Here is an 11250-nt window from a genome sequence, read left to right on the forward strand (position 1 = left end):
TTATCTAGGATTAATTTTATCAAAAATATACACGAATAAAAACGATTTTATATTCCAAAACTATCCACAATTATCAACCTAGCCACGGTCTCCATTATCTCAATATTTCGTAATAAAAAAAAATCTAAACCCCTTGACAACTTTATTAATTTATTGATATATTAATAATGTCAGCAAAATTAATGAATAACTGGTCATGACGAAAAATCTTCCGCCTAACTCCGATGAAAATCAGAACCCTGAAAACCCTGGTCGGAAACCTAAGAAAGTCAAGCACATCTTGATCGGTTCTCCTGAACAAGTTCGGCATACTATTTATGCCATTTATGCTCTTAAATACGCCTATCCCGACGAGTGGAGCACTCCCGAACCTACCGAAAACCCTGGTGAGGTTATGACCACCTTGATTCGATATTTCTACGTAGACTAGGATAGGGTTTTGCCAGGGTTTGACGCCCTGGCGACCAGGAATTGTGGAGGTTATTTTTAAGCTATCAGCGTGTCGCGTATCAGCTATCAACCATTCGCGTAGCGTGGCCAACGGCCAAGGCCAATGGCTGACCACTGACCACTGACCACTGACCACTGACCACTGACCACTGACGAATGTATTAGTTGATCAGTAGTTATTCAGATTTGAGTTCAGTTAAGCTGTAATTGTTGACGTTTACACAATAGAATTCGGTCAAGGATTGGGGTTAACCAAAACTTGACCGATTTTTTTTATTGCTATAGTTAAGGTAATTATTAATTTGGTAAGTTACTTTCGTTCCGGGTTTTAGGGAACGCGCACCGTAGGGATTAGGGAGTCCCAGCGGTGAAGAATTCAAAATTCTTGAGAGCAACCGTGAGTTAGTGGATGCAGAGTTATTGCAGGTAATGGCACAAGTAGCAGAACAACTGAGAGCAGAGGGCAAGCAAAACCGTGCTGAGGTTTTACTGGGTCTGAGGAGTGAGCTGTTAGAAATCCTGGGAATCTCAGAAACCCCTAGCTCAGCTAATCCCTCATGCCAAGACTATCTGCAATTCTTGACAGAGGTATTGCTGGCAACTGACAACAGCGATAGCAACCCCAAAGTAGTCTACCCACTGTTGGGAGCCAACCTAGACAAACTGGATGATAACTTTATTGATATCCTGCAAACCTGGGCAAGTGCTAAACTCTCAGAAGCTGAAGCAGAATACATCGCTAAAGTTATTTGGGAATTTAGCAATCTGATCCAGCAGTTTCCTCTAGGCAATAAAGCCAATAACATCGAAATCGCCATTGCTGGTTACAAACAGGTGCTAAAGGTCTTTACCCGTGAGAGTAAGCGGGAAAGTTGGGCAGCGATTCAAACCAACCTGGGGCAAGCCTACAGAAACAGAATCCGTGGGGAAAGGGCTAAAAATCTAGAACTTGCCATTACCCAATACCAACGAGCATTGTCAGTTTACACCAAATCAGATTTCCCTATCTATTGGGCAATGACTCAAATCAACCTGGGGGAAGCCTACAGAAACAGAATCCACGACCACAGGGCTGAAAATCTGGAAAAAGCTATTGCCCGATACCAACTAGCCTCGTCAGTTTACACTCAATCAGACTTCCCCATTGAGTGGGCACAGACTCAAACTAACCTGGGCAATGCCTACAGTGACAGAATCCGTGGGGACAGGGCAGAGAATCTTGAACTTGCCATTGAAGCATTCCAACGAGCTTTGTCAGTTTACACCCAAGAAGACTTCCCCATGGAGTGGGTACAGACTCAAACTAACCTGGGCAATGCCTACAGTGACAGAATCCGTGGGGACAGGGCTAAAAATCTAGAACTTGCTATTGAAGCATTCCAACAAGCTTCGTCCGTTCGCACCACACAAGACTTTCCCATGGCTTGGGCAATGACTCAAAGCAACCCTCAAAACAACCTTGGTCTGCCCATAATGACAGAATCCGTGGTGATAGGCAAGAGAATCTGAAAAAAGCGATTGTTGCATACCAACTAGCGTTAATGCTTACTATCGCTTTATTACCCACTCCCGACTCCCTACTCCCGATTCCCTAATCCCTATTTCTTTTTAAGAGAAACTAATGATGGGACAAAAGCAGAGAGTCGTAGATGAATTATCTTGGCTTGATTAAACAAGCCATCTTTGATTAAGTGAGGCAGAGCCTGAGGTCTGACATTGTAAATATTGTTGTCTATGACCTTTACTTTGCCTCCTTCTTGCTCGAAGAAACCCGATTGTAATAACTGGTTGAAATAGTACTGGTCACCAAAATGTCCTGCTCTCATATCTGAGTCATCTTGTTCTGACATCAGAGTAATCCAGCCATCAATCATTTTAGTAATGAATTGGCATTTTTTTAAGGCGAATACTCCTGTATTAATGTGTTTATGTGATTTATAGCCAATAAATTTATAGGGTTGTTTACTATAGTCAACATTAGGTTCTTTTGCTATACATAAATAACAGTCATCAAGAAACACAAAAATATCGGAAATATCCCCAATTACCAAGGTATCTGTATCCATAAATAAGGTTTTTTCGTAAGGACTCATTTTCAAGATATCTGCTTTGAGTTTATGAGGATTTTTGTTTCTTTTTAAAGGATAGACTGTACAGCCATCTAACTCCCCAATGGCGCAATCGGTAAATAGGGATATCGGGATGGTAGGATTGGATTTCTTGAAAAATTTATAAGCATTAAGAAATTCTCGTTTAAATTTTTCCCCAATCGCTAAATAAATTACACCACAGTCGTGGCTTGAGGACATCAAGTCATTCTTTTGACTAGGGTTTTCCTGGAAACCTTTACTATGGTTTTTACTATGGTGTTTATACAGACCTTCTAATAAAGCCTCGCCAAAATTATCCTCTGACCACTGGAAGTTAGGGTTAAGGGACAGCCCTAAGCGATACTCAGCTACTGCTTCAGCTGCCATCCCTTTTCGGGCTAGGGCTTTGGCTAAGGTGATATGATACTGATGGTGATCAGGGTTGAGGTCAATGGCTTTACGGTAAAATGCGATCGCAGCTTCGAGATGACCTTGTTTCTCCAAGACTTCCCCCAAGTTGTGATGAGACGAAGATATCTTGGGGTTAAGCCCAATCCCACGACGGTAAGCGATAATAGCTTGGTCAAGCTGACTATTTTCTGTGTAAGCTTCCCCTAATTTATGCTGAAAGCCGCAGAAGTATTGTGCCTTTTCTGGTATTGCCAGTAAATCAATTCTCTCAGTGTTGAGGCTGGTCTTTGGTTGTATTGGTTGTAACTCGTAATCATGTCGCCTCAGAAAATCGTAAATCTGATGTCGATTCCCGAGGGTTCGTTTAAATACTTGCTCATTAATCTCAATCACCATCCGAGGTTGATGTTGATATATCGTCTCTTCAGCTCCTTTGAGGGCTTTTAACTCCCAACCTTCTACATCAAACTTGATCAAGTCTAGCTGGGTAAACTCAAAGGAATCTAATCGAACAGCTCGAATGGTTTGTGAGTTATCGGAATAGGAGCAAAAACTCTCTCCTGTGTTTGGTCTAATCACCAAATTCAGGGTTTCTTCTTGGTCTGAAAGGGCATAGTTATAGGATTCTGCCCCTGGTACATTTAATTTGAGACATTCATAAGCTTCTGGCAGGGGTTCAAATGCTAACACTCGACCAGTTATCCCAACTTTATTCAGGTAAGCAATGGTGTGATCGCCAATGTTGGCACCAACATCTATGGCAACACCACCCCTTGGTATATGAGGTAAAATCCCCCTCAACAGTGATTGATCGTGATCTAAGCGTCCTACTTTTGGTATTAATTGAGTCCTATAGGTGTCATTTTCAATTAATGCAATACCATTCCAAAATTTGATTGCCATAGTTAAGTTTTAAAGGGAACAGGGAATAGGGAGCAGGGAGTAGGGAGTAGGGAGTAGGGAAAAGGGAGCAGGGAGTAGGGAGTAGGGAGTAGGGAAAAGGGAAAAAATCCTGGGCTTTTCTAGAGTAGTTATGATATAGCGTTTTTATCTGGGTTGTAAACACACTTCTTGCCTTCAAACTTTAGCATGTATGCCTCTTGCCTCTTGCCTTCAAACTTTTCCCTATTCCCTGTTCCCTGTTCCCTATTCCCTGTTCCCTGTTCCCTATTCCCTATTCCCTATTCCCTATTCCCTATAATCCTCAAGAGAATTCTCTCATTTTAAGCCAAAAGGAAGCGCCTCCTTTATTAACACCAGTCATTTCCGGGGATTGCCAAAGGGATGACATTATGGCTTTTAAGTATGGATCGTACCCGATGAAAGCGTTTGGCAAAATAATATCAAATTTACTACCTTCTGCCAAGAGGTAGGCGGCTAATACATACTGTTCAGAATAATGACGCTTTTCCCATTTTTGAGGATAATCATAGGGTAAAAATATATTATGAAATACTACAATAACCCCAGGCTTCAACTTGTAAAAAATATCTAAAAATATTACTGTAGCATCGGAATTCATAAATATTCGATGGGAATTATCTACAAATAATATATCCCCAGATTCCAGTTGATCAAAAATAGCAATATCGACAGTTTCTACGGGCTTTCGAATCACTTCATCACAGATTAAATCAACTTCTGCTCTCGGCTGAGGATCGATAGATATAATCTTAGTGTTTAGCCCACCATCCTTAATCGCTCGCCTAGCGAATTTTGTAGAGTTTCCTGACCCAACTTCAAAATAGAGTTTAGGCTTATTCAAGCGTATAATACTATAAAGGGAGACGGCATCAAGACCAGGGAGCCAGGGATTGAATAATGATGGCTCTGGGGATTGCTCTTTTATGGCTTTATTGGCGAATTTCAGCAGATTTTCCTGGTATTGCAAAAAGCTATTGAGATAAGTTTTGTAAGTGTCTCTACCTCGATTAATTATTTCATACAGCTTGGGATGAGGAGGCTTACCATGCCCATATCTCGATTTTTGATTTATGGGATAATCGAAATATAGGAATGTGCCTTTATAGGATTTTTCAGTTTTCATTTTTAATAGCAGTTATCAATTTGGTGAGGTAGTTTTGTCTTGGGGAGTCGGGAGTCGGGAGTCGGGAGTCGGGAGTCGGGAGTCGGGAGTCGGGAGTCGGGAGTCGGGAGTCGGGAGTCGGGAGTCGGGAGTCGGGAGTCGGGAGTCGGGAGTCGGGAGTCGGGAGTCGGGAGTCGGGAGTCGGGGTAACAAAATTGACTGTACCTTATAAGTATCAGAAACGCTATAATTACACTAGTCAGTAGTCAGTTATCAATTTGAAGACGGTGTGTTACGGCGCGGATAAAAACTGATTGATAATCCTTCAAAATTATGGCCGCCACTCAGCCACCCTACGAAATATCTAGCTCCCCACCCTCCCCACCTCATAAGGGTAGGTTTTTAACAAAGACGTGAGGTGTGGGGTGACCGGGTGTAGGGTGACCGGGTGTGGGGGATAAGAAAATATACTTAATTTGTCCTTAAAAATCATCATTGTCTTGATCCAATAGCGAGTGGTTTGTTCGCGAAGCGTCGCCTTTGGCGATAGTTACCGTAAGACAGGGGAGCCTTAATCAATAAGTTTTAATCATGCATCTGCATAGCCTACCAACCATAAAGGCTCCCCTGTCTAAGGTTTCGTCTCCGGGGGAAACCCCCTTTGGCCGACTGCATCGCTTCTTCAGGTGCGACCCGTGGCGAATTTAATTCTTAATAGGTCAAGCGCACCTAAGTTGTTTTCCTTTTCCTCTCCTGAGGTTAAGTCCGATGTTTTACCCAAATGTAAAAAACCTACCCCTATTCCCTACTCCCTATTCCCTACTCCCTACTCCCTACTCCCTACTCCCTACTCCCTACTCCCTACTCCCTAGCTTGCCTTGTTTTTCCAAAACCCTGGTCAACTGAGCCTTTACTTCATAATTTTCGGGTTGGATCTGGAGGGCGATTTGGTAGAAAATGATGGCTTGGTCTAACTGATTTTGTTTGACTAATGTATTGCCTAACTGTAGATACAGTTCAGGATCGTTGGATTGTATCCCTAATGCTTTGTGATAATTATCGAGATTATCTGGATTAGTCCTAATGGCTCGACGATAACAGCTGATTGCTTGATCTAAATCTACCTGGACTCTTTCTCGAAGCACATTTCCTAATTTTTCGTGTATCTCGGGGTGATCTGGCTTTAACTGTATAGAGCGACGGTAGGACGCTACTGCTTGATCGGACTTTCCCAATTGAACCAAGACACTTCCTAAACTACTGTGTAACTGAGGATGGCCTGGATTTAATTCAATAGCACTGCCATAGGCGGTAAGGGATTCATCCCAACGCTGGAGTTTGCTGAGGGCATTTCCTAAGTTTTGGTAAAATTCAAAGTACTGGTTGGGGCATAGGGCTATGGCTTGGTTTAAGGCAGCTACTGCTTCGTCTAATTTGCCGTGTTCGGTTAAGGCTAGCCCTAAATTATGGTGAGACCAGGGATTATAAGGATTGAGTTCTATGGCTCGCTGGTAAGCTGTTGCTGCTTCATGCCAATTCTGTTGTGTTAAGAGTAAATCCCCTAACCAATGGTAAGATTCACAACAGTTGGGATTGATATCGAGAGCATAGCGATAGGCTGCGATCGCTTCCGCTATTTTTCCCTGTTCTCGCAAACTATCTGCCCATTGGTGAGCGGCTAGCCAAGGGTCTTGTGATGGGGGTTCATAATCTGGTTCTTGCCACTGTCCCAATTCTTCCAATGCTTTGCGCAAGGGGTAGTATAACTCAGGATTTTCTGGGCTGAGGTCAATGGCACGACCATAAGCGGTAACTGCTTCCTGCCAATGCTGGAGTTGGGTGAGAGCCTCCCCTAATTTGTGGTAAAACTCAAAGAACTGGTTAGGGGATAGGGCTATGGCTTCTTGATAAGCAGCTACGGCTTCTTCTAGCTTCCCTTGTTGGGCTAAGGCTAAGCCTAAATTATGGTGAGTCCAAGCATTGTAGGAATTGAGTGCTATGGCGGATTGGTAAGCTGCTGCGGCTTGCTCCCAATTCTTGTTTTCTCGATATAAATCCCCTAGCCAATGGTGAGACTCAAAGCGGTCGGGATTGGTTTCAATACCATCGCGATAGGCTGCGATCGCTTGCTCCAATTGTTTGGTTTCTCGCAGAGCATCCGCTAAGCTCTCTTTAACCCGATTTATGCTGGGGTTAATGGCTATAGCGCTACGGTAAGCGGTAATGGCCTCATACCATCGAGTTTGCAAGCTCAGACTATCCCCGAGATTTTGGTAAACCCAAGCTGGCTGGTCTTGATTTAGTGCGATCGCATTTTGGTAAGAGGCGATGGCATCGTCTAAATTTCCCTGTTGCTGCTGACATTGTGCCAAGTTAGGATATACTACTTTCCCATTTTCTGGGTCACACTGACTTGCTTCCTGGTAAGCGCAAACTGCTTCATCAACTCGATTGGTTTGCCTCAGAGCATCCCCGAGATTTTTGTAGATCCAAAACGGATGGCTAGGATTGAGTGCGATCGCATTTTGGTAGGATGCGATCGCGTCTTCTAAATTTCCCTGTAGTGCTTGAGCTTGTCCTAAATTGTGATAGAAATCCGGATGGTCTGGCTCGAACTGCATCCCGTCCTGGTAAGCCACCATCGCCTGATCCAGTTTTCCTTGGGCCCTCAGAGCATCCCCGAGATGTTTGTAGACCCAAAACGACTGTTGGGGATTGAGGGCAATTGATTTTTGGTAGCTTGCGATTGCACCTTCTAAATCCCCCTGCTGAGCCTGAGATTGTCCCAAAAGGTGATAAATTCCTGGATTATCTGGCTGTAACTCAATTGCTTCCTGGTATGCTGCAATTGCTTCACTCTGTTGTCCTTGCTGTCTCAATTGATTTGCAATACTTACAGAAGTTTCAACCATAGCTAGTTCTATTTGGGAGCGCATTCTAATACTGTTTCTTAATACTGTTATTTAACGATTGTTAAAAACTTGTATTCGAGCTAGCAGTTTTTAATCGAATTGATTGTGGTATCTTAATGATTCCACCAAGACTATCTTATAGCTATAATATTATAGCTATAAGATTCTAGCTAATCAATTCGATTTTCTTATCTAAAATAGCGTTTGTATTGGAGATGTAAACCTTTAAGGTCTTTTTTTCTTGGACAATAAAACTGAGGTTCTCTTTACCCTCTTGCCTTTTGGCTCTTGGATCCATGGCTTTTTCGGCAAGAAGTGTGTTTACAACTCATCTACAAACTCTATAACAATACCATCAATATCAACGATTAGCAATCAGCACAATGGCCCAACTGTTGTATATCAAGCCAGAGATTCAACCAACCCTAGGCATCAGCATTTTCACGGTGCCTAAGCCTTTTATAGGTATGATTGGTATCATCCAGCACAACGCCATTACCAGCTGGACTTTGCTCAAACCTAAGCCAGAAATCATTTTATTTGGTGATGAAATTGGTACAGCCTCCATTGCTGAAGAGTTAGGAGTTAATCATGTTCCTGATATCGAGTGCAATAGCTATGGTACTCCTCTACTGGATAGTGTGTTTGCCCAAGTCCAGGAGCAAGCAACTTACGATATCATCACTTACATCAATGCTGATATTATTTTACTGAAGGATTTTACCCAAGCCATTGAACAGGTCTGCCAACAGCTAAACACATTTTTAATCATTGGACGACGCTGGAATCTTGACTTGTCCAATCCCATAGAATTTCAGTCTCCCACCTGGGAAGACACCCTGAGTCAACAGGTCTATCAGACCGGTTGTTTAGGTGCTCATGATGCCAAGGATTACTTTATCTTTCCTAAATATTTATTTCGTAGTATCCCTAAGTTTGCGGTAGGACGGGGATATTGGGATACCTGGATGGTAACTACTGCTGCTATGAGGGGCTACCCCATAGTCGATGCCAGCGAAGTGGTGATGGCAGTGCATCAAAATCATACCTACGCTCATCTGATGGGGGGCAAAAATGAGGCCCATATGGGCAAAGAAGCGCAACAGAATAAAACCATTGGCAATGTGCAAGCACAAGGAACGATTGCTGACAGCACCTGGCAGCTAAAACCCTGGCATGATCAGGATTCACCACGAGTTAGTGTGATTATTATTGTCCAGGACTTACGCATTTGCCCCCTAAATCCCCCAAATTTGGATCTCCCAAATTTGGGGGACTTTGAGATCATTCCCCCCAGAATTGGGGGGCTAGGGGGGCGAAATCAACTTAACCGCGTAAGTCCTGTTGTTAATAGTACTAGCGCGTTAGTTAACCGAGCATTGGAGAGTGTGGTGGCTCAAAACTATTCCGACTATGAAATTATTGTGGTGGATAGAGCGGTTAATCAGGGAGTAGGGAGTAGGGAGCAGGGAACAGGGAACAGGGAACAGGGAACAGGGAGCAGGCAGGGATCCCCCCTAACCCCCCTTAATAAGGGGGGAACAGGAAGTAGGAACCTTAATAAGGGGGGAACAGGAAGTAGGAACCTTAATAAGGGGGGAATTGTTATTAAAGAGGGTTATCTAGCGGGATGGGATGGGGGATGCGTTCGCGTAGCGTGGCCAACGGCCAATCGCAAATGGGGGGCGTTGTGCGATCGCGGTCTTGAGATGGCCCAAGGAGAATTTGTAACCTTTCTCGATAGTGACAGTGTTTTACTACCAGATGCCCTAGAGAAACAAGTAGCAGCATTTGATCGGGAATCCTCTACCCTGGATTTACTATTGAGTGGGTGGCAACTGGTTGAGGGAGACAAGATCACCGAGGTCACGCCATGGCAAGACTTACCAGATTTAGAAGACTTACACATCTGGAAGTTAGAGAAACTGTGGCAACCGTTGCGTCAAAGTAATATTATGTTTCGTCGCAGTCGTTTAGACCTAGTAGGGGGCTTCAATACGGAATTAAATCAAGAGGCTGCGATGGTAGAAATAGTATTAAATTTAGTATTTTTGAGAGGAAGCCGAGCCCTCTGGTTGCCAGAAGCAACTTGTAGCTATTTTGGGCAAAGTAATACTATTCCGGAACAGTCTAGTCCAGTTGCTGAAGATATGAAAGAGGTGATTGATAGTATCTTTAAGCAACCAGCAGTCAAGGGATGGATGCAAAAATTAAAAGCTAGAGCTTATCGTTTTGAGTAGGGAGTAGGGAATCGGGAATCGGGAATCGGAACCCACCCCTAACCCCTCCCAGGAGGGGAACGGGAATCGGGAATCGGGAATCGGGAATCGGGAATTATGCTTTCTAAATTCTAAATTCTAAATTCTAAATTCTAAATTCTAAATTCTAGATTCTACATTCTGCATTCTACATTCTACATTCTTAATTCTACATTCTTAATTCTCATATCCATACTTGATAAAAATAGCTTTAAAACATTCATTAAGCTTATCAATAGTAGCGGGCTTTAACTTTTCCTTATAATCTCCTGGGGTGACTTTACGGATGTGTAAGGCGGGATTTTCTTTAGTTGGAAAAATATCGTGCTTCTTAGCTATTTCTTCTATTTTGCTATCCTCAAGCTCTAATTCTAAAAACGTGATAATATCCGCAACCCACTGACGCTTATTGAAAACGATATCTTCATACCTAAAAAGTTTGAATAACTGATCTTCAATCTTGCTGTACTTTTGAATTATGTTGCGAAATATAGGTGCTTGTTGAATCGCATACTGGTCTATATCCATATCTTGTAGTCGCTGGCGATTTTTCCAAAGGGCATCACCTACCTTACCTGGGGGAATAACATGACTGTTCTTCATGGAAAAATAATGGGATACTACAATATCCCTAGGATCCCGGATTAGTAAGATTTTTTTGAAACCACTCAAATCGAAATGATTAAGATAGGCAGGGAGATATCGAGAGCCGTAAAAGCCATATCCAGTTTTGACAAAAAGGTCACATATCTCCTTACCAAAGGCACTTTCTTCTACCCCTTGATTAAAGGAAGTCTTGGCAACACTAATCAGTGGTATAGTTAAGGTAAAACCGATATCTTCAATAATTTTGTCCTGCATCACACTCCCTGATTTGTGGAGCGCGAACACGAAGAAACTAGGAATATCACCAGGGGGAGGTACCTCAAGAGAAACTTTCTGATTGTCTCGTGTATATATAATTTTTTCCATTAAACCTCTTTAAACTCTTCTCCCTACTCCCTACTCCCTACTCCCTATGTCAAGATTTAACTTATTATACTAGGTACTGAAGAATATCCCATTAACCGTAAGCATTCAGCTATCAGCTATCAGCTATCAGC

At 42.9% G+C, this 11250-nt stretch carries 11 protein-coding genes; 4 read left to right on the plus strand and 7 right to left on the minus strand.

The annotated features are described in order from the left end of the window. Window positions 1-196 precede the first annotated feature (196 nt). Both LYNGBM3L_RS36195 and LYNGBM3L_RS09630 read left to right on the plus strand, forming a co-directional pair. Window positions 197-430, plus strand: coding sequence for a hypothetical protein (locus tag LYNGBM3L_RS36195; protein WP_071986844.1), 234 nt, complete (start codon window positions 197-199; stop codon window positions 428-430). A 425-nt stretch (window positions 431-855) separates the two neighbouring features. After that, on the plus strand, window positions 856-1959 hold the full coding sequence (locus LYNGBM3L_RS09630; RefSeq protein WP_008181863.1) for a tetratricopeptide repeat protein: 1104 nt from the start codon (window positions 856-858) through the stop codon (window positions 1957-1959). An 89-nt stretch (window positions 1960-2048) separates the two neighbouring features. Here the strand turns inward: LYNGBM3L_RS09630 and LYNGBM3L_RS09635 are convergent, their stop codons facing one another. From LYNGBM3L_RS09635 to LYNGBM3L_RS43170, 4 genes are all read right to left on the minus strand, one after another. Further along, on the minus strand, window positions 2049-3854 hold the full coding sequence (locus tag LYNGBM3L_RS09635; protein WP_008181865.1) for an FkbM family methyltransferase: 1806 nt from the start codon (window positions 3852-3854) through the stop codon (window positions 2049-2051). Next, the gene (locus tag LYNGBM3L_RS36200) at window positions 3817-4017 is read right to left on the minus strand and encodes a hypothetical protein (RefSeq protein WP_131827189.1); all 201 of its coding nucleotides are present in this window, start codon (window positions 4015-4017) and stop codon (window positions 3817-3819) included. The genes LYNGBM3L_RS09635 and LYNGBM3L_RS36200 overlap by 38 nt, the downstream gene beginning before the upstream one ends. A 138-nt stretch (window positions 4018-4155) precedes the next feature. Next, the gene (locus tag LYNGBM3L_RS09640) at window positions 4156-4998 is read right to left on the minus strand and encodes a class I SAM-dependent methyltransferase (RefSeq protein WP_008181867.1); all 843 of its coding nucleotides are present in this window, start codon (window positions 4996-4998) and stop codon (window positions 4156-4158) included. A 15-nt stretch (window positions 4999-5013) separates the two neighbouring features. Beyond that, window positions 5014-5190 carry a hypothetical protein gene (locus LYNGBM3L_RS43170; RefSeq protein ID WP_154659733.1) on the minus strand — a complete coding sequence of 59 codons (177 nt, stop codon included), beginning with the start codon at window positions 5188-5190 and terminating at the stop codon, window positions 5014-5016. A gap of 482 nt (window positions 5191-5672) precedes the next feature. On the opposite strand from LYNGBM3L_RS43170, the gene LYNGBM3L_RS45600 reads away from it, so the two are divergent. Beyond that, complete coding sequence (locus tag LYNGBM3L_RS45600) at window positions 5673-5849, plus strand: hypothetical protein (protein WP_165691812.1); 177 nt, start codon at window positions 5673-5675, stop codon at window positions 5847-5849. On the opposite strand, the gene LYNGBM3L_RS09645 is transcribed toward LYNGBM3L_RS45600, so the two are convergent. After that, a complete protein-coding gene (locus tag LYNGBM3L_RS09645) occupies window positions 5832-7889 on the minus strand; it encodes a tetratricopeptide repeat protein (RefSeq protein WP_161603145.1) in 2058 nt (685 codons plus the stop codon). The genes LYNGBM3L_RS45600 and LYNGBM3L_RS09645 overlap by 18 nt on opposite strands. Window positions 7890-8055: 166 nt before the next feature. Then, the gene (locus LYNGBM3L_RS48520) at window positions 8056-8187 is read right to left on the minus strand and encodes a hypothetical protein (protein WP_008181869.1); all 132 of its coding nucleotides are present in this window, start codon (window positions 8185-8187) and stop codon (window positions 8056-8058) included. An 85-nt stretch (window positions 8188-8272) separates the two neighbouring features. On the opposite strand from LYNGBM3L_RS48520, the gene LYNGBM3L_RS45605 reads away from it, so the two are divergent. Then, a complete protein-coding gene (locus tag LYNGBM3L_RS45605) occupies window positions 8273-10129 on the plus strand; it encodes a glycosyltransferase family 2 protein (protein ID WP_008181870.1) in 1857 nt (618 codons plus the stop codon). A 195-nt stretch (window positions 10130-10324) separates the two neighbouring features. On the opposite strand, the gene LYNGBM3L_RS09655 is transcribed toward LYNGBM3L_RS45605, so the two are convergent. After that, window positions 10325-11119 (minus strand): sulfotransferase domain-containing protein, encoded by a 795-nt coding sequence (locus tag LYNGBM3L_RS09655; protein ID WP_008181871.1) that lies wholly within the window; start codon window positions 11117-11119, stop codon window positions 10325-10327. Window positions 11120-11250: the final 131 nt, after the last annotated feature.

This window comes from Moorena producens 3L, from assembly GCF_000211815.1.
Taxonomy (GTDB): domain Bacteria; phylum Cyanobacteriota; class Cyanobacteriia; order Cyanobacteriales; family Coleofasciculaceae; genus Moorena; species Moorena producens.

What these genes read in the sequence shown, in the direction of transcription:
- LYNGBM3L_RS09655 (WP_008181871.1), bottom strand. Translation starts at nt 11,119, where the DNA reads ATGGAAAAAATTATATATACACGAGACAATCAGAAAGTTTCTCTTGAG.
- LYNGBM3L_RS45605 (WP_008181870.1), top strand. Translation starts at nt 8,273, where the DNA reads ATGGCCCAACTGTTGTATATCAAGCCAGAGATTCAACCAACCCTAGGC.
- LYNGBM3L_RS09645 (WP_161603145.1), bottom strand. Translation starts at nt 7,889, where the DNA reads ATGGTTGAAACTTCTGTAAGTATTGCAAATCAATTGAGACAGCAAGGA.
- LYNGBM3L_RS09640 (WP_008181867.1), bottom strand. Translation starts at nt 4,998, where the DNA reads ATGAAAACTGAAAAATCCTATAAAGGCACATTCCTATATTTCGATTAT.
- LYNGBM3L_RS09635 (WP_008181865.1), bottom strand. Translation starts at nt 3,854, where the DNA reads ATGGCAATCAAATTTTGGAATGGTATTGCATTAATTGAAAATGACACC.
- LYNGBM3L_RS48520 (WP_008181869.1), bottom strand. Translation starts at nt 8,187, where the DNA reads ATGGATCCAAGAGCCAAAAGGCAAGAGGGTAAAGAGAACCTCAGTTTT.
- LYNGBM3L_RS36195 (WP_071986844.1), top strand. Translation starts at nt 197, where the DNA reads ATGACGAAAAATCTTCCGCCTAACTCCGATGAAAATCAGAACCCTGAA.